This window comes from Pectobacterium carotovorum (assembly GCF_900129615.1).
In the GTDB taxonomy this organism is placed as follows: domain Bacteria; phylum Pseudomonadota; class Gammaproteobacteria; order Enterobacterales; family Enterobacteriaceae; genus Pectobacterium; species Pectobacterium carotovorum.
In genome coordinates, this window is record NZ_FQWI01000003.1 from 124393 (window position 1) to 149356 (window position 24964).

27 protein-coding genes, 1 tRNA gene and 2 pseudogenes are annotated in these 24964 nt (G+C 51.3%); 16 read left to right on the forward strand and 14 right to left on the reverse strand.

Annotated features, from left to right (window positions below; translation table 11 throughout):
• Positions 1–56: 56 nt before the first annotated feature.
• Positions 57–311, reverse strand: coding sequence for a helix-turn-helix domain-containing protein (locus tag BUB06_RS07645; RefSeq protein ID WP_039472609.1), 255 nt, complete (start codon positions 309–311; stop codon positions 57–59).
• A 104-nt stretch (positions 312–415) separates the two neighbouring features.
• On the opposite strand from BUB06_RS07645, the pseudogene BUB06_RS07650 reads away from it, so the two are divergent.
• From BUB06_RS07650 to BUB06_RS22120, 7 genes and pseudogenes are all read left to right on the forward strand, one after another.
• Positions 416–657 (forward strand): annotated as a pseudogene (locus BUB06_RS07650) (helix-turn-helix domain-containing protein).
• Positions 658–994: 337 nt separating this feature from the next.
• Positions 995–1288 (forward strand): type II toxin-antitoxin system TacA family antitoxin, encoded by a 294-nt coding sequence (locus BUB06_RS07655; RefSeq protein WP_038917748.1) that lies wholly within the window; start codon positions 995–997, stop codon positions 1286–1288.
• Positions 1285–1773: a GNAT family N-acetyltransferase gene (locus BUB06_RS07660; protein WP_039472151.1), complete on the forward strand. Its 489-nt coding sequence runs from the start codon at positions 1285–1287 to the stop codon at positions 1771–1773. The genes BUB06_RS07655 and BUB06_RS07660 overlap by 4 nt, the downstream gene beginning before the upstream one ends.
• A gap of 63 nt (positions 1774–1836) precedes the next feature.
• Positions 1837–1950: pseudogene (locus tag BUB06_RS07665) on the forward strand (Hha/YmoA family nucleoid-associated regulatory protein); the annotation flags it as partial.
• Between the two features lie 177 nt (positions 1951–2127).
• Positions 2128–3270, forward strand: coding sequence for an adenine-specific methyltransferase EcoRI family protein (locus BUB06_RS07670; RefSeq protein ID WP_081372323.1), 1143 nt, complete (start codon positions 2128–2130; stop codon positions 3268–3270).
• A complete protein-coding gene (locus BUB06_RS07675; RefSeq protein WP_201777492.1) occupies positions 3267–4349 on the forward strand; it encodes a GmrSD restriction endonuclease domain-containing protein in 1083 nt (360 codons plus the stop codon). Before BUB06_RS07670 ends, BUB06_RS07675 begins: the two co-directional genes overlap by 4 nt.
• Before the next feature lie 161 nt (positions 4350–4510).
• Entirely contained in the window at positions 4511–4654 is a 144-nt protein-coding gene (locus BUB06_RS22120; RefSeq protein ID WP_153266391.1) for a hypothetical protein, read from the forward strand.
• A 119-nt stretch (positions 4655–4773) separates the two neighbouring features.
• Here BUB06_RS22120 and ccdB read toward each other — a convergent pair whose 3' ends face one another.
• The 4 genes from ccdB to BUB06_RS07700 form a co-directional block, all read right to left on the reverse strand.
• Complete coding sequence (ccdB, locus tag BUB06_RS07680; RefSeq protein ID WP_039472156.1) at positions 4774–5079, reverse strand: type II toxin-antitoxin system toxin CcdB; 306 nt, start codon at positions 5077–5079, stop codon at positions 4774–4776.
• A gap of 2 nt (positions 5080–5081) precedes the next feature.
• Positions 5082–5300 carry a type II toxin-antitoxin system antitoxin CcdA gene (gene ccdA / locus BUB06_RS07685; RefSeq protein WP_012773205.1) on the reverse strand — a complete coding sequence of 73 codons (219 nt, stop codon included), beginning with the start codon at positions 5298–5300 and terminating at the stop codon, positions 5082–5084.
• A gap of 58 nt (positions 5301–5358) precedes the next feature.
• Entirely contained in the window at positions 5359–6102 is a 744-nt protein-coding gene (gene mobC / locus BUB06_RS07690; protein ID WP_039472159.1) for a MobC family replication-relaxation protein, read from the reverse strand.
• Between the two features lie 903 nt (positions 6103–7005).
• The gene (locus BUB06_RS07700) at positions 7006–7347 is read right to left on the reverse strand and encodes a hypothetical protein (protein WP_039472162.1); all 342 of its coding nucleotides are present in this window, start codon (positions 7345–7347) and stop codon (positions 7006–7008) included.
• Between the two features lie 140 nt (positions 7348–7487).
• Between BUB06_RS07700 and BUB06_RS22125 the strand changes: the two genes are divergently transcribed.
• On the forward strand, positions 7488–7658 hold the full coding sequence (locus tag BUB06_RS22125; protein ID WP_162847981.1) for a hypothetical protein: 171 nt from the start codon (positions 7488–7490) through the stop codon (positions 7656–7658).
• Between the two features lie 140 nt (positions 7659–7798).
• Here BUB06_RS22125 and BUB06_RS07705 read toward each other — a convergent pair whose 3' ends face one another.
• Positions 7799–9058 carry a tyrosine-type recombinase/integrase gene (locus BUB06_RS07705; protein WP_039472164.1) on the reverse strand — a complete coding sequence of 420 codons (1260 nt, stop codon included), beginning with the start codon at positions 9056–9058 and terminating at the stop codon, positions 7799–7801.
• Between the two features lie 161 nt (positions 9059–9219).
• A tRNA-Phe gene (locus tag BUB06_RS07710) sits at positions 9220–9295 on the reverse strand.
• 676 nt (positions 9296–9971) lie between these two features.
• Between BUB06_RS07710 and BUB06_RS07715 the strand changes: the two genes are divergently transcribed.
• The gene (locus BUB06_RS07715) at positions 9972–12125 is read left to right on the forward strand and encodes an ornithine decarboxylase (RefSeq protein WP_039472166.1); all 2154 of its coding nucleotides are present in this window, start codon (positions 9972–9974) and stop codon (positions 12123–12125) included.
• A gap of 76 nt (positions 12126–12201) precedes the next feature.
• Here the strand turns inward: BUB06_RS07715 and ansP are convergent, their stop codons facing one another.
• Entirely contained in the window at positions 12202–13653 is a 1452-nt protein-coding gene (gene ansP, locus BUB06_RS07720; RefSeq protein ID WP_039472167.1) for an L-asparagine permease, read from the reverse strand.
• Positions 13654–13852: 199 nt separating this feature from the next.
• Here ansP and BUB06_RS22130 point away from each other — a divergent pair, with 199 nt between their 5' ends.
• Complete coding sequence (locus BUB06_RS22130; protein ID WP_153266393.1) at positions 13853–13996, forward strand: hypothetical protein; 144 nt, start codon at positions 13853–13855, stop codon at positions 13994–13996.
• Between the two features lie 38 nt (positions 13997–14034).
• Here the strand turns inward: BUB06_RS22130 and BUB06_RS07725 are convergent, their stop codons facing one another.
• Positions 14035–14775, reverse strand: coding sequence for an SDR family oxidoreductase (locus tag BUB06_RS07725; protein ID WP_039472169.1), 741 nt, complete (start codon positions 14773–14775; stop codon positions 14035–14037).
• A 79-nt stretch (positions 14776–14854) separates the two neighbouring features.
• Positions 14855–15484, reverse strand: a complete 630-nt coding sequence (locus tag BUB06_RS07730; RefSeq protein ID WP_010299663.1) for a TetR/AcrR family transcriptional regulator — start codon at positions 15482–15484, stop codon at positions 14855–14857.
• 288 nt (positions 15485–15772) lie between these two features.
• Here BUB06_RS07730 and BUB06_RS07735 point away from each other — a divergent pair, with 288 nt between their 5' ends.
• From BUB06_RS07735 to BUB06_RS07745, 3 genes are all read left to right on the forward strand, one after another.
• On the forward strand, positions 15773–16996 hold the full coding sequence (locus BUB06_RS07735; protein ID WP_039472172.1) for a Tm-1-like ATP-binding domain-containing protein: 1224 nt from the start codon (positions 15773–15775) through the stop codon (positions 16994–16996).
• 15 nt (positions 16997–17011) lie between these two features.
• Positions 17012–17842 carry a phosphoenolpyruvate hydrolase family protein gene (locus BUB06_RS07740; protein ID WP_039472174.1) on the forward strand — a complete coding sequence of 277 codons (831 nt, stop codon included), beginning with the start codon at positions 17012–17014 and terminating at the stop codon, positions 17840–17842.
• A gap of 214 nt (positions 17843–18056) precedes the next feature.
• On the forward strand, positions 18057–19100 hold the full coding sequence (locus tag BUB06_RS07745) for an alpha/beta hydrolase family protein (RefSeq protein ID WP_039472176.1): 1044 nt from the start codon (positions 18057–18059) through the stop codon (positions 19098–19100).
• Here the strand turns inward: BUB06_RS07745 and BUB06_RS07750 are convergent.
• The 4 genes from BUB06_RS07750 to mutY form a co-directional block, all read right to left on the reverse strand.
• Entirely contained in the window at positions 19063–20145 is a 1083-nt protein-coding gene (locus tag BUB06_RS07750) for a helix-turn-helix domain-containing protein (protein WP_039472178.1), read from the reverse strand. The two genes, BUB06_RS07745 and BUB06_RS07750, sit on opposite strands and share 38 nt — an antisense overlap.
• A 94-nt stretch (positions 20146–20239) precedes the next feature.
• Positions 20240–21313, reverse strand: a complete 1074-nt coding sequence (gene mltC / locus BUB06_RS07755) for a membrane-bound lytic murein transglycosylase MltC (protein WP_039472180.1) — start codon at positions 21311–21313, stop codon at positions 20240–20242.
• A 52-nt stretch (positions 21314–21365) separates the two neighbouring features.
• Complete coding sequence (locus BUB06_RS07760) at positions 21366–21638, reverse strand: oxidative damage protection protein (RefSeq protein WP_005975842.1); 273 nt, start codon at positions 21636–21638, stop codon at positions 21366–21368.
• Positions 21635–22741, reverse strand: coding sequence for an A/G-specific adenine glycosylase (gene mutY / locus BUB06_RS07765; protein ID WP_039472182.1), 1107 nt, complete (start codon positions 22739–22741; stop codon positions 21635–21637). The genes BUB06_RS07760 and mutY overlap by 4 nt, the downstream gene beginning before the upstream one ends.
• A 165-nt stretch (positions 22742–22906) precedes the next feature.
• On the opposite strand from mutY, the gene trmB reads away from it, so the two are divergent.
• The 3 genes from trmB (at position 22907) to BUB06_RS07780 (ending at position 24800) form a co-directional block, all read left to right on the forward strand.
• On the forward strand, positions 22907–23626 hold the full coding sequence (gene trmB, locus BUB06_RS07770; protein WP_039472184.1) for a tRNA (guanosine(46)-N7)-methyltransferase TrmB: 720 nt from the start codon (positions 22907–22909) through the stop codon (positions 23624–23626).
• Position 23627: 1 nt separating this feature from the next.
• The gene (locus BUB06_RS07775) at positions 23628–23972 is read left to right on the forward strand and encodes a YggL family protein (RefSeq protein ID WP_010299679.1); all 345 of its coding nucleotides are present in this window, start codon (positions 23628–23630) and stop codon (positions 23970–23972) included.
• A 114-nt stretch (positions 23973–24086) separates the two neighbouring features.
• Positions 24087–24800: a YggN family protein gene (locus BUB06_RS07780; RefSeq protein WP_039472186.1), complete on the forward strand. Its 714-nt coding sequence runs from the start codon at positions 24087–24089 to the stop codon at positions 24798–24800.
• Positions 24801–24964: the final 164 nt, after the last annotated feature.

Consider the following 24964-nt stretch of genomic DNA (forward strand, 5'->3'; position numbering starts at 1 on the left):
ATATCAGTCGCTCACTGCTTTATCCCAAAACGGGATAAGTGGTTTTTTTGTGTTGATCACTTAATGCTATCTGTCTGTATTTTATGCGCTATTCTTTCTAAAACCGTGGAAGCGTCTACAGATAGCAGGTGAGCGATGTGGACAAATTCAACAACATCCAGCCTACGTTCCCCATTCTCGATTTTGGCTACAAAAGACTGAGGTCGACCTAAAGCGTTGGCCAAATTTTCTTGGGTCATGCCTTTTTCGATTCTGGCCTCCCGCAGTATTTTTATAACTGATTGATATTCATTTGAATAAATCGATGCCATTTTGGTGACCTTGATTAATATCCCAAAATCGAATATCAATCATTTCTCTTTTTATCCCAAAATGGGATAATTAGGGAAATTCATCATAGGGAAAGGTTAGAGAAATGGATAAGCACGATTGGCATCCGGCAGACATTATTGCTGGCTTAAGAAAGAAAGGAACAACGTTGGCGGCGGTATCAAGGGCGTCTGGATTAGCGTCTTCAACACTCGCTAACGCACTAACAAGACATTGGCCCAAAGGCGAAAGGTTAATTGCCTATGCATTAGGAAAGCAGCCGGAGGAAATCTGGCCGTCACGCTACAAGGGATGAGTACGAATCATGGGGAAGGGGAGGCGGGATAACACTCTTGTAGAGAATCGAACTCTATTCAGGACCCATTCCCCAAAAGCAAAAAACCAGCCGTTAGGCTGGTTTCTTTAAATAAGTGGTGCCGGATTCGGGATCATTCAGCTTTCTATTAAGTTGAAATCTAGCATAAATTTTCATCGTACTAGTTGTCAAGACCCATAGGTTGACCCGTATTTTTATAGATAGATCAGAATGATGGGTCACAGATGATAAAAAATTCTCGGTTTGCTCCTTTGGTTCGATTCCCTGTGATGTCTATAAATCGTAATGACATTAGCGTTACGGTTGCTGTATGATTAATATCCAGAGAGTATACTCGAGGATAACATCATGCCAGCGACGAACAGCGTTTCTGTTAAACGCGAAACACTAAATTTACGCATCAAGCCTGCCGAACGCGATCTAATCGATCGTGCTGCAAAGGCCAGAGGAAAAAATCGTACTGATTTTGTCCTTGAGGCTGCGCGTGCCGCCGCAGAGGAAGCGTTGATCGATCAGCGCATCATCATGGCAGATCCCGATGCTTATCAGGAATTTCTTGCTCGTTTGGATCAGGCTCCTTCACCGAATGCCGCGCTGCGTAAAACCATGCAAACACCTGCACCGTGGGAACAGAAAAAATGATTTCCGCCCCTGAGCCACTCCGCGCCGAACATGTTCTATCTTCATTCTGTTGCGGCGTGGAGTCTATGGACAACTGGCTGAAGCAACGGGCGATGAAAAATCAGGTCACTGGCGCATCACGAACTTTCGTCAGTTGCGATGGCTCCAAAGTGCTGGCGTATTACTCATTGGCTTCCAGTGCTGTGGCAACGAATGCCGCCCCCGGACGCTTTCGCCGCAATATGCCCGATCCTATACCAGTGGTGGTGTTAGGTCGTCTGGCAGTAGATCAATCACTGCATGGTCAGGGTGTTGGTCGTGCTCTGGTACGTGATGCTGGGCTAAGAGTGATTCAGGTCGCTGATACTATCGGCATTCGCGGGATGTTGGTTCATGCGCTGTCTGATGAAGCGCGTGATTTTTACCTGCGGGTGGGGTTTGAACCTTCACCGGTAGATCCGATGATGCTGATGGTGACTTTGGGGGATTTGGTGGGGAGTTTATAAATTTGAAATTGATGCTATGTCCGTGAATCATTAAAAAATGAATGTTTTTTTAGAGGGATATTTACAAACGATGAGTCGGAAATTTTTAACTCTGCTGCGGATCATCGATTAGCTGAAGTTACGATGAATAAGCTTTATGATAAAATTCCACCCTCAGTATGGGGATACATAAAATAATATCTATATAAATGTCTAAATTGCCTTTGAAGTTAGCCAAATGTAAAGCTAGGTAGAGCTCGATGCTGTTGAGGTGATATTCATGTTCCTAATATTGGATGTAATAGATTATTCAGAACTAAATTTTTAATAGATTTAAATGGCAAATTCATTGAATTTTAAGGAGAAAATGTTATAATGTCGACCAGCGACCAGCGACCAGCGACCAGCGACCAGCGACCAGCGACCAGCGACCAGCGACCAGCGACCAGCGACCAGCGACCAGCGACCAGCGACCAGCGACCAGCGACCAGCGACCAGCGACCAAATATCACCACTAATAAAACCCTATCAAAGGCAAAAAAAGCTAAGAAAGATGAATTCTACACACAAATAGTCGATATTGAGCGTGAGATGCAGCATTATCGCGACCACTTCAAAGGTAAAGTGGTGTATTGCAATTGTGACGATCCTTATATCAGCGCTTTTTTCGAGTATTTCACCAAAAATTTTGAGTTTTTGGGACTAAAAAAGCTTGTTACTACTTGCTATAAGAGCCAGCGAATTGATTTGTTCAGTCAGAACGACTCTGGAGAGGCTATCAAACTGGAATACGCGGGGGGCGCACCGAACAGTTTGCCAAGGCCTGATGATATTGGTGTAACTCAACTCAAAGGTGATGGAGACTTCCGTAGCCAAGAGTGCATCGACATTCTTAAAGAAGCGGATATTGTTGTTACCAATCCACCTTTCTCCTTGTTCCGTGAATATGTAGCGCAATTAGCTTCTTTCGAAAAAAAGTTCATCATCATTGGCAATCAAAACGCAATTACCTATAAAGATGTTTTCCCATTAATAAAGGAAAACAAAATATGGCTTGGTTACGGTTTTAAACGAAATATGGCTCATTTCATCGCTCCACATTATGAGGATACTGCTTCTGATTATGACCACCGAGAGGGAATGATCCGCGTATCTGGCGTGGTTTGGTACACAAATCTTGATCATAACAAGCGTCACGAAGAAATGATTTTGGTGCAGCGTTACTACGGCAATGAAATAGCTTACCCATTTTATGATAATTACAATGCTATTGAGGTTTCAAGAACGCAGGATATTCCTTTTGATTATACGGGGGCAATGGGCGTTCCTATTACTTTCCTGACTAAATACAACCCAGATCAATTTGAGATAATTGGTGCAACTGAAAGTGAAGGTGTCGGTTTTTCATGTGGGCTTTGGCATTCTGACAGTCGCATCGCACAAGCAGCCATTAATGGTCAGAAGGTTTATAAGCGCCTGTTTATCCGTAATCGCAACGCTGTAAACATGGAGTCATGATGGATATTGTTCTAAAAAATATTACCGTGAGAGAGTTAGTCGAAAATTATCAGGATAACCAAGAGGCTGGCATCGTCGGTTTTGGCGGCAAACTTAATATCCGACCTCCTTACCAGCGAGAGTTTGTTTATAGCGACAAGCAACGTAAAGCGGTGATCGATACCATCACTAGAGGCTTTCCTATCAATACCATGTACTGGGCAGTTAGCTCCGATGGTTTTGAGATTATCGACGGCCAGCAACGCACGGTTTCAATCTGCCAGTATTGCGCCAGCGTCTTTTCTTATGAAGAGCGCTATTTTCACAACCTTGAGCAGGATGAAAAGGATCGTATTCTCGATTATAAATTGACGGTATATCAGTGTTGGGGTACTGATAGCGAAAAACTAGGTTGGTTTCGCACGATCAATATTGCTGGCGAAAAATTGACAGAACAGGAATTGAGAAATGCAGTATACGCTGGCTCATGGACGGCAGATGCTAAACGCTATTTTTCTAAGACTCAGTGCGCTGCATGGCAACTTGCTGATAAATACATGACAGGCTCCCCTATCCGCCAAGATTACCTTGAAACTGCCATTTCATGGATAAGTGAGGGAAATGTCACGAACTATATGGCAATGCATCAGAACGATAATAATGCTAACCCTCTATGGCTCTATTTTCAATCGGTTATAAATTGGATCAATGCAACTTTCCCAAAATACCGCAAAGAGATGAAGGGAATTACTTGGGGTATCCTCTACAATGCTCACAAAGGAGATCAACTTGACCCTGGTGCCTTGGAGGCAGAGATAACTCGACTCATGGCTGATGACGATGTGACCAAGAAATCAGGGAGTTATGAGTATGTTTTGAATAGAAAAGAGCGCACACTCTCTATCCGTGCATTTACCGGCAATCAGAAACGTGAAGCATATGAGAGGCAAAAAGGCATTTGTCCAGCTTGCGGGAATTATTTTGAAATTGATGGAATGGAGGCCGACCATATTACTCCGTGGTGTCAGGGAGGTAAGACAATCGCTGATAATTGTCAGATGCTTTGCAAAATGGATAACAGGACAAAGAGTGGAAAGTAGTTAGTAATATGGGGTCATTCCCTACACAGGAACTGTGTTCTAAGGGAATGACGCTCTGGTATCCAGTAAATTTTCACCTATCTGAAAAAAGTTTATTGCTGTTTATCTTCTTCGCCTGCTGCAACCTGAGGGGTATTTATTAACACTAAAGGAGTGTGGTGATGAATGACAGAATTCTTCTCTTGTGTTTACCTACGCCATTACTGGCTAATTCCGTTGCTTATACCGACCAGCAACTGAGCCTACCCGCGCAATGTGGGCACGGTTCTAAGCGAGGTTCTGGTTTTCAAACTGTTCAGGGCTGATACCGCCACAAGCACTGTGTAAGTATCCCGTGTATACTGAACATTCATTTTTATGCTAGCACGCCGTTGTTACCTCGCAATACGAGAGAACGGCGCAATGCGAACACGCTGAACCTCTCTCAAATCCCCCAAAACATAAGATTAATAGCATCCTTGATCTCATCCGCGTAGTCGCCAAGATCCACAATCACTTCACCAATGACTTCAACGGGAACGCTCGATAGTTCAGTTGTCATCAGCCGATAATCTTCCCCATCGATACGAATCAGCGGGAACAGCGTTTTATTCACTTTCTCAGACAGGTGATGCGATTCGATAAGCGGGATGACCATGCGCCGTTTTGGTGTCTCGACAATATCGCTTTGCACATCGACAAACATCTTGTAGTGACTGGCTCTTTTGTATCCATAAACGATGAATTGCATGATCACCAGTTCCTGTTTTCATCCGCAAAGGAGCCATGCTGTGCGATAAATCGGGCGACTTCTTCCATCCCTTCGCGGTTTTCCTTCTTCCACTCTTCAGCCTTGATACGGCGGGCTTCTTTGCCAATGGCGTCATTCACCAGCCCGGAAATATTGACTCCGGCAGCACTCAGAACCTGATAGTTGTCTTTGTCTACGGTAACACTGACGCGGTGTTTCATGATGGTGCTCCTCTCTTGTGCATACTTTGAGTATATACTTCATATGATTGTTCAGCAATTAGCCAAGATTCAACTCCAACCCCTTCAACTCCTCAAACGTATAAACCCGAAAAACATTGCGGTGCTTCGCTTCCAGCGGGATGCGCTGATGGCTGACGATGGCGTATTTCACGCTATTGAACATCCGTTCAATAGCTCGCTTTATCTGCGGATCGGGCACGATATAGAAGACGTACATCCAACGTTTTTGAGTACGAATTATCAAATGTTGGGTGATCATTGCCTGATAACGGGCCTTGGTTTTCAGATGTCGTTCAGTCTCAACGGCGATGACGGTTCCGTCTGGTAACGTTATCACCCCAGCCGGGCGATGATATACCTCATAGCGGCTGCGGAATGTTGAATCCGCGCCGCTGATCCACCCATAAGCGCCTTTCTTCTCAAGAAGGAGCCTTGCTAGCTGACGATCAAGGCGCTGCATCAGCGTCCAGCCAGTGACTTTCGAGGGCTCAAACCGTGCAGGAAAACCATCCTCATGGGGTGTGGCAACAACGGATAATCCATCATTGGTGATCCCCCACAGAGAGGTTTTCACTATTCTGGTGTTTATTTCATGCTTTTGGATCAATCCCATGTCGATGGCTTTTGCCAGCAACAGATAAAGCGGTTTGTGATTTTTATAATCAAAAAGCAGCATCAACGTTTTAAAGTCGCTGTAGGTTTCTTCTTTCAGAAAGGTGAGCAGAAGTCGCATTTTTTCGTGACTACGCGCTCGGCGTTCACGGTAATCAGAAATCAGCATGGTTCCTCCTTCGCATTTTACTGGGGTGTTCGCTCTTTCGGCTTTATCGCCTCATTACATGGGCGCATACCTTGGGGTACTGGCATGAGTCGACGTCATGAGGCGATCTTGTGGGGATAAAGAGGTGTCTGCTTTGCAGCCATGCGCCGGAAAATACATTTCCCGGCACAAAACGGCGTGAGCCAGTTCATGCGGGCTGGACGCCCTTATTGCCTGTCGCATGGGGGTAATGTCGCGGCTGGACGCCACGCCAAAACCCCCAACGTCAACAGCGGCACACCGTCGCACGCTACGCGCGACTACCCCCTTTGAGACGCCGTTTTTAGCCCACTTTTTCTTTTGCCCGTTCCGGTCAGCGAAAAAATGGGAAAACGCCTTCAAAGTGGGTAGTCGCGCCTCGCTACCGGCTTTTAGCCGGAGACTTAGCCACGACGGTGTGCGGGGCTGAAGCCCCCCAAATAAACCGACGCGTGGGCGCGTCTTTTTGCTCGCTGGGGCGGCAAAATTTATTCGGCTCCCCCCGGCCTGCTCGGTTTCCCCTGGGAGAAACGCTCGCGGGTGGGTTCGGGCGACGCAAATTAGCAATTTCTGTGAAATTGAATTTACTCGCCTCACGCCACGGTTGAATACCTGCGAGGCGCAGGCCTTCAACCGCCCAAATCCGTCGCGTTCTGCGTCGTGGTTGAATGGCCTATTGAGCGCGGTCAGCGTTGCGAAAATAAAACGTGTTGGCATGTTTTCTCCCCACTGGAATCAGCCAGTAGGGAAGGCTATCGGGAAAGGGCGGCGTTGCCTGCAAACAACTCAATATCGGATGGGAAGAGTTATTGTTATTCAGCGTCGGACGCAAAAAAGCTCTAACCTAACGGCAGAGCTTTAATCAGGCTGGTGATGTTCAGATGGTTATCTGGCGGTGAGTGAATGTGCGCGTTTGTGCATATCGCTAAGGGCAGGGATGAGTAAACTGATTGCGGTTAGCCCGTGTCCCAACTGGCACAAGCTTTCTGGCGTCGATTCGCACACGTCATTATCGGCAAAGGTAATCAGTGCATCGCCAATGAAATTCAGGCAATGGCAAAGTCCTGCCTGTGTTTCGGCGCAATATTCTGTGACCAGTGAGAGTTCGTCATTGTCCATGTGTGAAAAGTCCAGACGAGCCAGCGCGGCACTCATGGCGGAGTAACGGTTCTCATAATCCGGCAGTGATTGATAAGACGCGCCCGTGTTACTATCGGTGTCAGCCATAGCATTAGTCCTCATAATGTTGTGGTCAGAAGCCCGGTTAGTGTTCCTAGCACTGCCGGGCTTCGCTCTTTACTGTTGCAAAACACCATGTAATTGCGGTGTAATTACAACTATACCATGCTATGGAATTTGTAATTACAATGTCAAGTGAAAAAACAAAAACAGACCAGTATCAAATTCGACTGTCCCACGAGTTTCGTGCGCAGTTAGAAGAACAAGCCCATAAGGATGGCGACAAGACATTGGCTACGTGGATAAAGCGTGTTCTGCGTAAGGAACTCCAGACGCGCGGTATTGAACCAAAAGGCTGAACGGTGTTTGAATCAGTCGATGTAGCAAACCCTGACGTATAAGAAACATTTGGCAGAATGCTCGAATGGTTTTACGACAACGCTCCTGACGGGTTTTCTATCATATAGAAAGCCCGTCAGGAGCCAACAAGCGCAGCGCGTTAGCCAGCCGAATGACTCCGCGCATAGATATACGGTGCGACGTAGCCCTCACGGTTGACGTCCAGATAATCCGACCACCATTGCATCATTTCGATTCTGGCCTCCAGATGCTCCGCCTTATGCACATACGCCGCCCGCACGCCGTTGCGCTCTTTGTGGCTCATCTGCCGCTCAATGGCATCCTTTGACCAGCGTCCGGACTCGTTCAGGGCGCTACAGGCCATGGTTCTGAAGCCGTGGCCGCACACCTCGGTTTTGGTGTCATAGCCAATCACGCGCAACGCCTTGTTGATGGTGTTCTCACTCATCGGCTTGTTCAGGGTATGTGCGCCGGGAAAAACGAAGACCGATTCGCCAGAAATCGCCTGAATCTGTTTCAGCAGGGCTACTGCCTGCCGTGACAGCGGCACCAGATGTTCATCCTTCATCTTTGCGCCACGCTCTGAGAACCGCACGCCGTTTACCGCTTCGCGCTGGGCGGGCACGCTCCAGATATGCGCTTTGAGGTTGAATTCATCCCAGCGGGCAAAACGCAGCTCGCTGGAGCGCAGAAAAACATGCAGGCTTAATTCCAGCGCCAGACGGGTGAGCATCCGGCCTTTGTAGTTTTCCATTTTCTCCAGTAGTTCAGGCAAGCGTTTTAGTGGCAGGGCGGGGTGATGTTGGATCGCCACCGGGGTCACGACGCCATCCAAATCGTAAGCCGGGTTATATTTAATCACGCCCTGCTGCACTGCGTGGCGCATGATTTTGGTCAGGTGCTGGCGCACCCTTCCGGCAACGTCATGTACACCTTTATCGTCGATGGTTTTAACCAACTGCGCCAGATGCCGGGTCTCAATCAGAGCGATATCCATCGCGCCTATATCGGGGAAAACGTAGCGTTTCAGGCAGGTGAGGATCTTATCGGCGTGAACGTCCGACCAGAGCTTAAGGTTACTGGTGTGCCATGCCAGAGCGATGTACTGAAAGGTGCGGGATTCATCAACGGCGGGGTTGTTCGCCTTGCGAAGCTGAGAAGGGCTAATGCCGGACGCCAGCAGCTTACGCGCCGCATCGCGTTTTTCACGGGCTTCCGCCAGTGTAGTTTGCGGGTAGGGGCCAAAGGCCAGACGGTTTTCTTTACCGCCGAGGCGATAGCGGAAATACCATAGCTTAGCGCCGCTGGTGGATACCGTGAGGTACAGACCTTGCGAGTCAGTGAGCTTGTAAGATTTTGCGAGAGGTTTCGCGGATCGGACTTTGCTGTCAGTTAACATATGAGGGTCACTCCCGTTCATCGAACTGAATGACCCGCAATCTGACCCACAAATTCCCCGATACGAAGGGATAAATCAAAACGCATCGGAAAAGATTTTTACGCCAACTTATTGAATCACAACAACATAGGGATTGATAAGGAAGCATAAAAAAGGAAAGGTGGTGCCCGGACTCGGAATCGAACCAAGGACACGAGGATTTTCAATCCTCTGCTCTACCGACTGAGCTATCCGGGCAACGGGGCGCATTAAACCGTATTGGCCGCATGGCGTCAATGGGTTTCTGTCACAAAGCGGAGCGCCTGCGCTATTTTCAGGCAATTGTATTATTTGCTAGCCAATTTCTGGCGATCCTTTCAGCATGCTTAGCGCGGTAATGTTTCTTCCCGATACGCGTGGCATGTTTCGTTGCACTTTTACCGCCTTGAGGGCGGGCTGGATTGTTGAATTTGATGAAGAATAATGCCACTATTGCGCGGTTTTTAACGTCTCGTTCACCTGAACGCCCCTTTAAGCGTAGTTAGCGTATAGCTAAAAGAGGATCGCCGATATGTCAGATTCATTGCTCATGGTGCAGCACGCTCGCGCCAGCTCGTTGATGACGTCACTGCGTGTATCTTCTTATCACCCCTGCGCGGTTTACTTTTCTCCCCGTCGATTATCCCCCTTCACCATGCGGTGAGGCGTTCGTTCGCTCACTGTTAGGCATGAGTAAAAATAGAGTATGGCTCTGCTTTTACTGATGTCTATCGGATGGTGCTGGCTCCAGTTTTTCCATTCTTAGCCTACAGTTTACCTGTAGGGATCATACGCTTGTCGTTATTGATTGGCATTGTGATTGGTCGGGATTGTTATCCCTGAACGGTGTCTTTTAGGCACGTACACTTACCCTTAACCGTTTGGGTTTGGTTACATGAAACAGTTAAAAATTGCGGCGAATGCAGCGGTTGCCACCCGTTTAATCACAACGCGCGAGATTGTCGCGTTGAGTCAGACCGACTTCACTGATGTGGCGGCGGTCGTGGTTTCTATTGAGGAAGCCCGTAGCGGCATTCTGTCGATATTGCAGCACACCGGTTTTAGCATTCCGGCGTTTGTCGAAGAGCCTGATGAAGATAAAGAGTTAGATGTTCTGCCTGCGGGCAGCGAATGGCTGATTCTCGATGACGAAGGCGAGCACGCGAACGTGCTGGAACGTGCAGCGAAAGCCTATCAGGATGCGCTACTGCCGCCGTTTTTCGATACGCTGACCAAGTACGTCAACATGAAAAACACGACGTTTGCTTGCCCGGGGCATCAGGGCGGTCAGTTCTTCCGCAAGCACCCTGCGGGTCGTCAGTTTTTTGAGTTTTACGGCGAGAACGTGTTTCGTTCGGACATCTGTAACGCGGACGTCAAACTGGGCGATTTGCTGATCCACGAAGGCGCGGCGAAGAAGGCGCAGAAGCACGCTGCGCGCGTGTTTAACGCTGATAAAACCTATTTCGTGTTGAACGGCACCTCCTCAGCGAACAAAGTGGTGACAAACGCGCTGCTGGCGCGTGGCGATCTGGTGCTGTTTGACCGTAACAACCATAAATCCAACCATCACGGTGCGCTGATTCAGGCGGGCGCGACGCCAGTCTATCTGGAAACCGTGCGCAATCCGTTCGGCTTTATCGGCGGCGTGGATGCGCACTGTTTTGATGAAGCCTACCTGCGCAAGCTGATTGCGGAAGTCGCGCCGGAACGCGCCAACGAGGCACGCCCGTTCCGTCTGGCCGTCATCCAGCTCGGCACCTATGACGGCACGATTTATAACGCGCGTCAGGTGGTCGATAGTATCGGGCACCTGTGTGATTACATTCTGTTTGACTCCGCCTGGGTCGGTTACGAGCAATTTATCCCGATGATGGAGCAGTGCTCGCCGCTGTTGCTGGATCTGAATGAAAACGATCCTGGCATTTTTGTGACTCAGTCGGTGCATAAGCAGCAGGCTGGCTTCTCCCAGACCTCGCAGATCCACAAAAAAGATACGCACATCAAAGGCCAGCGTCGTTTCTGCAACCATAAGCAGCTGAATAACGCCTTTATGTTGCACGCCTCGACCAGCCCGTTTTACCCGCTGTTCGCCGCGCTAGACGTCAATGCCAAAATGCACGAAGGAGCAAGTGGGCGTCGTATGTGGATGGACTGCGTGAAGCTGGGCATTGAAGCCCGCAAGCAGCTGTTGACTCGCTGTTCGCTCATTAAACCGTTTGTGCCTGTGACGGTGGGCGGGGCGCTCTGGCAGGATCATGATACGGAGACGATCGCGCAGGACGTACGTTTCTTCAACTTCGAGCCGGGCGAGAAATGGCACGCGTTTGTAGGGTATGCGGAGGATCAATACTTTATCGATCCTTGCAAGTTACTGCTGACTACGCCGGGAATTGATGCGATTAGCGGTGATTATACCGAATTTGGTATTCCGGCGACGATCCTCGCCAACTACCTGCGCGAGCATGGCATCATCCCGGAAAAATGCGACATGAACTCGATCCTTTTCCTGCTAACGCCAGCGGAAGACGCAGCAAAAATGCAGGAACTGGTGAATGCGCTGGTGCATTTCGAAACGCTGATCGCCCGCGATGCGCCGCTGAGCGAAGTGCTGCCCAGCCTGTATCAGAAATACAAAGAGCGTTATCGTGGTTACCGACTGCGTCGGTTGTGTCAGGAAATGCATGATTTTTACGCTCAGCACAACGTGAAAGATCTGCAAAAAGCGATGTTCCGCAAAACCGAGTTCCCGTCAGTGGTGATGCTGCCACAAGATGCTAATAGAGAATTTGTGCGCGGAAATATCGAACTGATTCCTATCGACGAAGCGGAAGGGCGTATCGCGGCAGAAGGTGCGTTGCCGTATCCGCCCGGTGTGCTGTGTGTCGTGCCGGGTGAAACCTGGGGCGGGGCGGTACAGCGCTATTTTCTGGCGCTGGAAGCGGGAATTAACCTGCTGCCCGGCTTCTCCCCGGAACTGCAGGGTGTCTATAGCGTCGCGGAAGAAGATGGCAGTAAGCGTCTGTACGGTTACGTGGTAGAACAGTAATTACGGATGTAGGTAGGCTAAGAAACGCAGGCTCGGAAGCGAGCCTGCGTTTTTTCTGCCCTAAGATGTTGGTCTCTTAACGCAAATCAGATTCCTGCTGATTGGCGAGTTTCACCGCTTCACGCTGCTTTTTCAGCCCGCGCCAGCCGATAATCAACATGATTGCCAGCACTGGAACCGTTGCAATCGTCCAGGTGCCGTTTGGGTAATCAAACGCCATCAATCCCAATACGCTCACCAGAAAAGCCAGCGTCAGCCATGATGTCACGGGCGCACCGGGCATTCTGAACGCCACCGGTTTGGCTTTCCCTTGGCGAATCGCTTTACGCAGCTGCATCTGACACAGAATGATGAACGCCCAGGAGCAGATAATGCCGAGCGAGGCGATATTCAGGACGATCTCGAACACCTGCGATGGCACCACGTAGTTCAGCACCACGCCGATAATGTGGATGCCGACCGTGACCAAAATGCCGGTATAGGGCACAGACTGGCCGCTCATTTTTGACAGGAAAGCGGGCGCCGAACCGCCCAGCGACAGTGAGCGCAGAATGCGTCCCGTCGAGTACAGACCGGAGTTCAGGCTGGACAACGCGGCGGATAGCACCACGATATTCATGATCGTGCCGATATAAGGAACGCCCAGCTTGCTGAAGAAGGTCACGAACGGGCTTTGTCCGGCCTGATAGGCGTTCCACGGCAGTAGGCAGACCAACAGCGCAACCGAGCCGACGTAGAACAGGCCGATACGCCAGATGACGCTGTTGACCGCTTTCGGCAGCACCTGCTCTGGGTTTTTACATTCACCTGCCGTCGTCCCGATGATCTCAATACCGGCAAAGGCAAATATCACTCCCTGAACCAGCACCAGCGCAGGCAGAATGCCGTGTGGGAACAGGCCGCCGTTATCGGTAATCAGGTGCAGGCCGGGTGTGTTGCCGTCCAGCGGGCTGCCTGTGCCGAGATAGACTGTGCCGACCACCAGAAAAATGGCGATAGCCGCGACCTTAATCAGCGCAAACCAGAACTCCATTTCGGCAAACCACTTCACGCCGATCAAGTTCATCAGCGTGACGATGGACAGCGCACCCAGTGCAAATAGCCACTGCGGTACATCGGCAAACGTGCCCCAGTAGTGCATGTAGAGCGCGACGGCGGTGATGTCGACAATCCCGGTCATCGCCCAGTTGAGGAAGTACATCCAGCCTGCGACGTAGGAGGCTTTTTCACCCAGAAACTCACGCGAGTACGACACGAAGCTACCGCTGGTGGGGCGATGAACGATCAGCTCGCCCAACGCGCGCAGAATGAAAAAAGAGAAGATGCCGCAAACCAGATAGACCAGCGCCAGCGCTGGTCCCGCCATTTGCAGACGAGCCCCCGCGCCAAGAAACAGTCCGGTGCCGATGGAACCGCCAATTGCGATCATCTGTACGTGGCGGTTGCCGAGACTTTGGTGATAGCCCTTTTCGTGGAGACGCTGCTGAGCAGCATGATGCTCGCTATTGGTTGAGGAATGTTGTGTCATTTACTCGGTGTTTTCCTGTCTGTCACGCATCTCTTGGCGACGCGCTCGCTATTATTATTTCTAATTCAAATGGTTATGTTTTCGCCTGTGACATTTTTATGTCGTACATCCCTGTACGCCACCCTTCGGGCCGTTGCTACGCAACGTTGAAAAACGCTCCCGGCGTTTTTTTTATAGTGCGTTGAGTGCGGTTGGCCGCATGGCAGAAAACAACGGCAGCGATGCTACCTTTTCCTGTGTGCTGTGGCAAAAAATGGATAGCAGGAAAGTGTGTCAGAGCGTGATGGCGTGGGGGATCGCGGTGCGTCAGGCGGGGGCAAGCTTCACCGCCCCGGTTATGTGATAAAGACCGGAGCGGGATGAGGCGCAAAAGGTAATGGGTTACACGCCGATATCTGCGCGCGTTGGCCCCTGAAAATGGATGGCGTTGATATGGCAACTGCGCGGCTGGACGAGCACGAAATGCATGGTTTCCCATATCGAGCGGGCGTTCAGCAGATGCTCGCCCATTTTTTCCCCGCTAGCGGGGTTGTCATCCAAGCCGGTAACCTCAAAATCTGGCGGATAAAACCCCGTCACGCGGATATTTTCCTGTGCGACATGATGCGCCAGATTCTGGCTAAAACCGCTCATGCCGTGTTTGGCAGCGAAGAATGCGGGGTGAGCGATAGAGTCGTGGAACTGCGGGAGGCCGCAGACGGAAACCATAGCCAGAATATCGGCACCTTGTGAACGACGTAAGCTCGGCAACAGTGCTTTGGTGAGCAGGATAGAACCGGTCAGGCCGGAGTTGACGGTGCTGACGATATCCGCATCGGTGTCTTCTTCCCCTAATCCGCCTTCCAGCCATTGTGCCGCGCTGAGCACCAGAATATCGACGGGCGTACTGTCTTCCAGCAACTGTGCGGAAAAGGCCTTAACCGAATCAGGACTGGCAATATCGCACTGATACGCGCGTGCCGTACCTCCCTCCTGATGAATGATGTCTACGCTGGCCTGTGCATCGGCCAGTTTGCGGGCGCAAAGATCGACCTTCACCCCTTCGCGAGCCAGCCAGACGGATACCGCTTGTCCAAAATCGCGGCCACCGCCAGTGACAATTGCACGCTTACCTTTCAGCATCATATGTTCCCTTGGCAACGTGTGTTCTTCCGTTGCTGCGTATCCGGTAACAGGGCGGGACGCAGCATAAATGTGTTCGTTAGGTTTTCTGTGAAGTTGCCTGTGCGGCGTCTTCTTCCGCCTGCCGTAAAATGGCTTTGGCGACCCACTGCGTGACATCCTGAATGCCGTCTTCTTCCAGATGCCAGATATCTTTCAGCACCAGAAAAACCTCTGAACCATAAATAAGCGATAAGGCATAAATCACCCGCTGTTGTGCTTCCGGCGTGATTTTGCCTTCCAGCGGTTCGGTGGCAATCTTGAGCAGGCGTTTACGATTGCCGCGCGTCAGCGTGTCTGTATGCAGGCGATTGGAGCGGCGATCGGCCCATTGTTGCAGTGAAAGATGTAACGCTGCACGCAGCGCACCTTCATGCTCCAGCATTCTTGGGTAAGCAAAGTGCAGCAGTTCAGACACGCGTTCACTGGCGTCCGGCTGTGTCGGGTGCCACGCAAGAATCGGGCCAAGGCTTTCGCCGACAACGGCTGAGACTAACGCACTTTGCGTCGGAAAATAACGATAGGCTGTCGCGCGTGAAAGCTGAGCCGCAGCAGCAACATCGGTAATGGAAGGGAATATGCCTTGATCGAACATATTCATGGCGGTATCAATTAATAAACGACGGGTTTTCGCCCGTGTTGATGTCAGTTTTTCATCCCGTTCAATCACATAGACCTCATTGAATTTTCGGGCCGGACGCTATCGGGCAGCACGGCGTTGTCGCCTGAACTATAGCAAATTGAGTGATTCTTGTGCCACGTCAAGCTTTCTTACTGTTAATGTAATGCCATACATAACATTTTGAGACTTTTGTCTCATTTGGGTATTTAATGGTTTGTCTTTCTGATACTCAAGTCTCAATATGGCGACAAATTAATCTTGTCTGTTTTTGTATTATTGTAATTGTCATTTATATCAATCTGTTAATTGTTTCGCTAACGGTGGGAGGGATACCAAGTGGGAAGTGAAGTTGGCAGCGTTTATATTGCAAGTACAGCTGATACTAAAGGAAAAGAACAGATTTACGTCCGCGATCTGATTGCCGCTACAGGCTTAAAAACGGTCACGGTCGATCTGTCAACGACACCGCCGTCAGCAGATACACAAGTGTCTGAGGTGACAGATATCAGCGCCGCAACGGTGGCATCGTACCATCCGCAGGGCGCATCGGCGGTGTTTTGCCATGACAGAGGTCAGGCGATTAGCGCCATGGCCGTTGCGTTTGAGCACTTTATGCTGTCCCGCGAGGATATTGCCGGGGTGCTGGGTCTCGGCGGCTCCGGCGGAACGGCACTGATTACGCCCGCGATGCAGGCGTTACCGATTGGGATGCCGAAGCTGATGGTGTCGACGATGGCTTCCGGCGACATTTCTGGCTACATCGGTGCCAGCGATATCAGCATGATGTATTCCGTTACCGATGTGGCGGGCCTGAACCGCATTTCTCGTCAGGTTCTCGGCAACGCTGCGCACCAGATTGCCGGTGCCGTGAAGTTTCATATTCAGGAGCATCATGACGATAAGCCCGCGATTGGCCTGACTATGTTTGGGGTTACGACGCCGTGCATTCAGGAAGCCAGCGCACTGCTGGAAGCGGAGTTTGACTGTCTGGTCTTTCACGCGACGGGCAGCGGTGGGAAAGCAATGGAAAAGCTGGTGGATAGCCATTTGCTCACTGGCGTGCTCGACCTCACCACGACAGAGGTGTGCGATTTACTGTTTGATGGCGTGCTGGCCTGCGGGCCGGAACGGTTTGATGCGATAGCCAAGACGCAGGTGCCTTATGTGGCGTCCTGCGGTGCGCTGGACATGGTGAATTTTGGCGCGCCCGCCAGCGTGCCAGAGAAATACGCGCATCGCCTGTTCTACAACCACAACGCGCAGGTCACCCTGATGCGGACCACAATAGATGAAAATATCGCGATGGCGCGCTGGATTGGGGAAAAGCTGAACCGCTGTGAAGGCGAGGTGCGCTTCCTGATCCCGGAAGGTGGCTTCTCCGCGCTGGATGCGCCGGATCAGGCATTCTGGCACCCGGAAGCACGTGACGCGTTTATCAGCACGTTGGAGAGCGTCGTGCAGCAAACGGCAAAACGACAGATTATTCGTCTGCCTTTCCATATTAACGATCCTTTATTTGCCCAGGCCGCTGTCGATGCGTTTCGGGCGTTAGTGAAATAAGAAGGGAGAAGCACAATGTCAGGCATGAATCGCCAGGAACTGCTGGCAAAATTCCGCGAAATGATCGCGCGTCGCGAGCCGATTATCGGCGGTGGTGCGGGAACGGGGCTTTCCGCGAAATGTGAAGAAGCGGGCGGCATCGATCTGATCGTGATTTACAACTCCGGACGCTATCGCATGGCGGGGAGAGGGTCGCTGGCTGGCCTGTTGGCTTACGGCAACGCGAATGAGATCGTCGTGGATATGGCGAAAGAAGTGCTGCCGGTTGTGAAGCACACGCCGGTGCTGGCAGGCGTAAACGGAACCGATCCTTTCTGTCAGTTTGATAAATTTCTGGATGACCTGAAAGCGCTGGGTTTCTCTGGCGTGCAGAACTTCCCAACCGTTGGACTGATTGACGGTAATTTCCGCGCCAATCTGGAAGAAACCGGAATGGGGTACGCGCTGGAAGTGGACATGATTCGTCTGGCGCACGAAAAAGACATGCTGACCACGCCTTACGTGTTCAGTGCGGCAGATGCGGTCGCGATGACGAAAGCGGGGGCGGATATTATTGTGCCGCACATGGGGTTAACCACCGGCGGCAACATTGGTGCGGAAACCGCGCTTAATCTGGCGGATTGCGTTCCGTTGATTAATCACTGGGCAGATGAGGCGAAGTCCATCCGTAAGGATGTGATTGTGCTGTGCCACGGTGGACCGATTTCAACACCGCAGGACGCACAGTTCATTATGGATCACTGCCCGCAGTGCGATGGTTTTTACGGTGCCAGCTCTATGGAGCGGCTGCCGACAGAAACCGCGTTAACGGCTACTACACAGCAATTCAAAAAAATTAAGCGTTAACAGACTTTTTTGGCTCTATACCTAGCCGATGTCCTAAAGCAGGAAGAAGGCAGGTAAATTTTGCGCCAATATCAGGGAATGCGGCCAGCACATGCTGGCCGTAGTTTTTTGTGTCCTAAACAGAGGTACTAAATAGCGTTTTAGGTCGCACAGGGAAGAAAGCCATTGTTATAACTGCTATTTTTCACAGTACAGAAACTTCGGAGAAATAGGTATGACATGGCGCATCACGATAGGATTGATAACGAATTTACTACTCAGCTTTGCCGTTATGGCGGATGTTGGCATTGGGTTTCAACAAATAACGCTGGCTGATGAGGCCAATAATAGGCCGCTGGAAGCTGCCGTATTTTATCCGGTTTCATCATCACAACAGACTGCGATAATCGGTGAGAATCCCGTATTTCCCGGTATCGCCGTAAGCAAAAATGCCGTGCCTGAATCCGGTGAATATCCCTTGATTGTGGTTTCACACGGCTATGGCGGGAGCTGGTTTAATCAACTCTGGCTGGCACAGGCGTTGGTCAAGCAAGGCTATATTGTTGCCGCGCCCAATCACCCAGGAACGACCACTAAAGATATGCGGGTTGAGAAGGCTCAGGAGTTATGGCTACGGCCCAACGATATTAGCCGCGTTATTACCGCTTTACTCGCTGCCCCAGAAAAAACGGGGCGTGTTGATGCGCAGCGTATTGCCGCTGTTGGCCATTCGCTGGGGGGATGGACGGTATTGGAGTTAGCGGGCGGGCGTTTTAGCACGCAGCAATTTGAGCGTGATTGTCTGACGCATGTTGGGCTGGCGTCCTGCAAAGCCTATGAAAAGATGCATATCGCAAAGAATGCGTCATTACGTGCGCAGCTTGATAAGCCATTGGCGGATCCGCGTATCAGTGCGGTGGTCTCGCTGGATATGGGGCTGGCGCGAGGGTTTACCGCGGAGAGTCTTGCGGCAATACACATTCCTGTTTTGATCGTTGCGGCGGGGTATCCTAATGAGGAACTGCCTGCCGAGCTGGAATCTCACGATTTGGCGCAGAAGCTGTCACCAGCGCATTCAGCTTATAAGGAAGTTGCCGATGCGACGCATTTTAGCTTCATGCAGATTTGTAAGCCGGGTGCCATTGAGATCATTAATGCCGAGAACCCAGGAGATGGCATGATTTGTCTTGATGGCGGCGCACGTTCGCGTGAGCAGATTCAGCAGGGCGTTGTGAAGGATATTAGCGATTTTCTTCAGGCGGCGTGGAGGAAGCCGTAGCCTGTGCCCGAAGTGGGTGCTGACTACGCCAGACGCTGGGGCTCATCCCCGTGAGTCGCAAAAACTCGCGGTTGAAGTTTGATTTAGTCTGAAACCCGCTTTCCAGCATGATATCCGTGATTCGTGCATCCGTTTGGCTGAGGAGGCGTTTAGCCTCCTCAATTCGGTATTCGTTCATCACCTGAGAGAAATTACGACCGTGCACGCGGTTGATGGTTTCGGATAGGCGTCTTAGCGGTATTCCCATGCGCCGGCTCAGGCGCTGAAGCGTCATGCTGGGGTCGGTGTATAACGCATGAGTGCGAATGAAGTCATCTAACGTTTTCGCCAGTTGGTGTTCATCATCGGTAGCAGGTAGCGTTTCCGGCTTCTGGTCGTGTGTAATGCTAAGCTCAGCCTGCGGGTGTTGTGCAGAGTACGTGACGATAAGCAGGGTCAATATCGCCAGCATGATGATGTGGAATACGGTGATGATGGTCGCTGCGCTATTGCCGCTGTAGAAGGCGATATCCAGTGCGATGACGATATCGATAGCGCCGGAGATAAGCACATACAGCCCGGCGATAAACGGCGCGCTTTTCCACAGGGGAGAGGGCGTTTGACGATGGCGAGCGCTGTAAACCAGCATTGCCCCATAGCCGAAGTAAATACTCACCAGCATCAGATCGATGAGTGGAACGGTTGTTCTGCTCTGGACGGCACTTGCGCCAAGGATGAGTAAGGGTGGTAACAGATGCTGGAGAGATCGTCGACGTCGACGGTTTAAGGCATCAGAGACCTTTTCTCCATAGAGGAACAGGCAAAGCCATAACAGTGGCGGAATGGATGCGGCAATGGCAGGTTGGATAAATGAGGGTAAGGCAACATGGCCGCCCCAGCGTAACGCTACCACTGTCAGAGCAAGACAGCTCACGCCGATGAGTATCGCCTCTGCTTTGGTATTACGCCTTTTAGTCTCTTTATTTTGAATAGCCAGAAACTGGATGCGAAAAAACAAAATAACCAGCAGAAGTGCAGTAATAAACGGTAAGGGAATCGCGGTCATCGTGTTTATCAGAAACGCTTTTTAGCAATCTATCCTGATGAAACCGCGCTACCGGAATAAACCCGGTAGCGCGGCGTTCTGTGGTGCGCGTGAATTAGCGGCGATAATTTTTCTGCGCCGTGTTCACTTTGTACAGATAGCGGCGTGATTCGCCAGACGGGTGCTTCGTCGTCAGCGTCTGGTAGACATCGCCCGGTGACATGTTGTTGATAATGCCCACGGCGCGATCGCGATCGCTGGAGAAGACGCGTAACACGCTGCCTGCGCCACCGTTATACGCGGTGATGACGGCGTAGCGTTTCGACGTCGGGTTTTCAATACCGGCCAGATAGCTGTTCTTCAGGATCGACAGGTAGGCGGTACCCGCGTCGATGTTTTGTTCTGGATCGAACAGATAGCTGCGGCTTGGCTGTCCCCATTTCCCTTTCATCTTGAAGACATCGCGTCCTGCGCTGTGCTGCACCACCTGCATCAGGCCCAGCGCATCGGAACGGCTGACGGCGTAAGGGTTGAAGCTGGACTCTGTCTGCATAATCGCCAGAATCAGCGACTCTTCAATGCCGTAACGCTCGGAAGCCTTACGCACCAGCGGCAGGTATTTGTGTGCACGCTTGTCCAGATGGTTAGGGACGAGCTGGATCGTGACCGACCAGATCACATGCAGGCCGGAGGTGCGTTTTTGCAGACGGTTCTGGAGCAGATAATCGGCGAAGCTGGCGGCTCGGCCTTCCCAGCGGATCGGCTGTCCTGTGTTATCCAGCACCTGTCCATACAGCAGCGGCTCGCGGCTGATTTGAATATCGTTAGCGTCGGAATACAGGTCGGTGTTACTGGCGTCATCGCCCATCAGCAGGGTCGTGATAATCGCCTGGCGCAGACTGGCAACGGAGTTGGTTGCCGAAATGGTTTCGATAGTGATTGAACCGGCATCAAAGTTGATGTGGCTACGCGTCTGATATTGATCGGTGTATTTGACGTAGTCTTTTGGGCCAGCGATCAGAACTTCATTCATCCCCCAGATATTTTCGATGTTGTGAGCAAATTGCCCCATCAAAATATCGAAGGCGTTGGTATCCTTGAGAAACTCTTCGTTGTCGGCATTCCCTTTGTTTCCCGAACAGGAAACCAGCAGTGGTGCAATCACCAGCAGCGCTAACATTTTCTTCATATAACAAGCCGTGTCGGAATGGGGACGTAAGCGGGCCCGAAAGCCCGCAATCTCAGTGGCTCGGAGGCGTATAGCCTTCGATGTGTACGTCCTTCCCTTCAAACAGGAACTTGATCATTTCCTGTTCCAGCAGCTTACGGTCGTCAACATTCATCATGCTGAGCTTTTTCTCGTTGATCAGCATGGTTTGCTTGGTTTGCCATTGCGCCCAGGCTTCTTTAGAAATTTCGTTATAGATGCGCTTGCCCAGATCGCCGGGATAGAGCTGGAAATCCTGCCCTTCGGCGTCGCGTTGTAAAAAAGTACAAAAAATCGTTCTGCTCATGCTTCTTCCTCATCAATTGCGCAGGCATTCAAACGTGTTGACTGCGGGTGAGCCAACTCCCTCAGCAGGCGTTCTACCGGGGCGGCCAGTCCGACAGACGGCGGCTGCGCTAAGTTATACCAGAGACCTGCACCGTCATCCATGCAGGACCTGTTTTGTGAGCGATCGGTCTGCGATACGTCCAGCCAGAGCGGAACGATATCCAGATGAAAATGGCTGAATGTGTGGCGGAACGCGACAAGCTGTTGCAATCCATCAGGATTCAGACCACGTTGTTGCATCCAGAGTTCCAATTCCCGACGTTCGCTGAACTGTGGGAAGCAAAATAGCCCGCCCCACAGGCCCACGGCGGGGCGCTGTTGCAGCCAGACTTGAGAACCCTGTTGCATCAGCAGGAACCAACCAGTTTTCTCTGGCAGCGTCTGCTTCGGTTTCTTGCCGGGGTATTGCGCCCAACTGTGGTTGGCGTAGGCAATGCAGCCGGTGCTCAGCGGGCACAGCTCGCACTTGGGGCGGCTGCGGGTGCAGACTATCGCACCGAGATCCATCATCGCCTGATTAAACTGGCTGACGCCCTCGGCTGGTGTGACGTCTTCACTCCGCGCCCACAGTTTCTTTTCGACCTCTTTCTTGCCCGGCCAGCCGTCAACGGCGTAGCAGCGTGCCAGCACGCGCTTCACATTACCGTCGAGAATCGGGTAATGCTGGCCGAGAGCGAGCGACAGCACCGCGCCGGCGGTGGAACGCCCTACGCCCGGCAACGCCGCGACTTCATCAAAGGTGGTGGGGAATTCGCCGCCGTGACGTGACACAATCGTCTGTGCCGCTTTGTGTAGATTACGCGCACGGGCGTAGTAGCCCAGCCCGGTCCATAAGTGGAGCACTTCATCCAGCGGTGCTGCCGCCAGTGCACTGACGTTCGGAAAGCGTTCCATAAAGCGTTGGAAATAGGGGATAACCGTGGTGACCTGCGTTTGTTGCAACATCACTTCGGATAGCCATACTTTATAGGGAGTTTTCTCAAGCTGCCACGGCAGGGTTTTGCGGCCATAGCGTTGGTACCAGTCCAGCACCTGATGGGCGAACTGTTGCGCTTGCATCATAAAATGGGGTCACTATCCGGCAGGTAAAAAGTTTGATAGCGATTCCAGCACAGAGTGAATGTGCTGTAAACCGGAACTTTCCGAGGCAGTGGGCTTGCTAAACCACGGTATCCTTGCATAATGCGCGTTTCATTAACGAAATCGGACAGCAAGTAAGCACTCTTTATGATTAACAACGTCATTTCACCGGAATTTGATGAAAATGGGCGCCCGATGCGCCGTATCCGCAGTTTTGTCCGCCGTCAGGGGCGCTTGACCAACGGGCAACAGCTGGCGTTGGATAACTACTGGCCGGTGATGGGCGTGGAATATCAGACCGAGCTGGTCGATTTTAACGCGCTATTTGGTCGTGACGCGCCCGTGGTGCTGGAGATCGGTTTTGGGATGGGCGCATCGCTGGTGACGATGGCGGCACAGCATCCCGAGCAGAATTTCCTCGGTATCGAAGTTCACCTGCCGGGCGTGGGCGCGTGTCTCGCTGCCGCACAGGAGGCGGGAATCAGCAATCTGCGCGTGATGTGTCACGATGCGATCGAAGTGCTGATGAATATGATCCCGGATGGCTCACTGTCTATGGTTCAACTCTTCTTCCCCGATCCGTGGCACAAAGCCCGCCATAATAAACGCCGTATCGTTCAGGTGCCTTTCGTCCAACTGGTACAGAGTAAACTGAAAGTCGGCGGCGTGTTCCACATGGCAACAGACTGGGAACCTTATGCGCAACATATGCTCGAAGTGATGACCTCTGTCACCGAGTACCGTAATCTTTCCAATAATAATGAGTACGTTGAGCGGCCGGAGTCCCGTCCGCTGACGAAATTTGAAGCACGCGGCCAGCGTTTGGGGCATGGCGTGTGGGATCTGATGTTTGAGAGGATAAAATAAAATGGCACAAGCTCGTAGCCGTCGTTTACGTAAAAAACTTCACATTGATGAGTTTCAGGAATTAGGTTTTTCTGTCAGCTTCCGCTTTCCAGAAGGCACTAGCGTCGAAGATATCGATAAGCTGATGGATAAGTTCGTTGACGACGTCATTGAACCACAAGGACTGGCATTCGAAGGCAGCGGTTATCTGCTCTGGGAAGGCTTGATCTGTCTGCAAAAAATCGGTCACTGCACCGAAGAGCATCGCCAACTGGTTAGCCGCTGGTTGGAAGAGCAGAAACTGACGGACGTGAAAGTCAGCAACCTGTTCGATATCTGGTGGGATCTGCCAGAACACCTGCTGTAATCCTTGGTCTTATCAAGGCATGCCTGAGCTGATTTTGGCTCAGGCGTTATCCGCCTCATCAAAGGGCGGATTGCCGCTCTCCCGCCACTGCCGTTGTTTTCTTCAGGAGAAAATATGTCGCGTAAAATAACCTTGGGTTTATTGATGTTGCTGTCCTGGCAAGCGCAGGCGGCCTACCAGTGCAACGTGAATCCGCAGGACGACATTGTTATCAGTCCGCAACACGTACAGGTCGTGGGTGCCAGCGGCAACTTACAACTCTCCCCGCAGGGCGATATTGTCCGTAACGGTACGCCGCTGACCCTGAACGCCGAACAACGCCAGAAAGCCAAAGCCTATCAGGCGGATTTACGCCAGCAACTGCCGTGGATCGACCAGGGTGCGCAGCAGCATCTTGAAAAAGCGCGAGTCGCGCTGGATAACGTCATCGTGCAAGAGCTTGGCAGCGACAGCAATGTGCGCAATCGTCTGACTACGCTGGATAAACAGCTCAAGCAGCAGATGAACCGTATTATCGAACACCGCAGCAATGGCCTGACGTTCCACCATCAGGCGATTAAGCAAGTTGAGCAAGATGGCAAGCAGCTCGTGCAGCAAAGCATGGGCGGCGTCTTGCAGGACAGCCTGAACGAGATGGGCGTAAAACAGATGTCCAGCGGCGGTAACCCGCTACAGGCGATGATGGGCAACCTCGGTGGCTTGCAGAAAGCGATTCAGGCCGAGTGGAACAATCAGGAACTGGAGTTCCAGCGCTTCGGTAATGACGTATGTAGCCGCGTCACATCGCTGGAAAACCAGCGCAAGAGTCTGTTGCAGACGCTGAAGTAAACTGACGTCACTTAAGGAAACGGGCTGAGGCCCGTTTTTTGATCGTTCTTTTCCTCTCTCTCCTCTCTCTGCCGTTTTCTTGTTGATCTGACGCCTCATTAATTTGTATCTGGATGCCCATTAAATTCATCGATTGTTACCTTCATACGTTATGAGTATTTGTA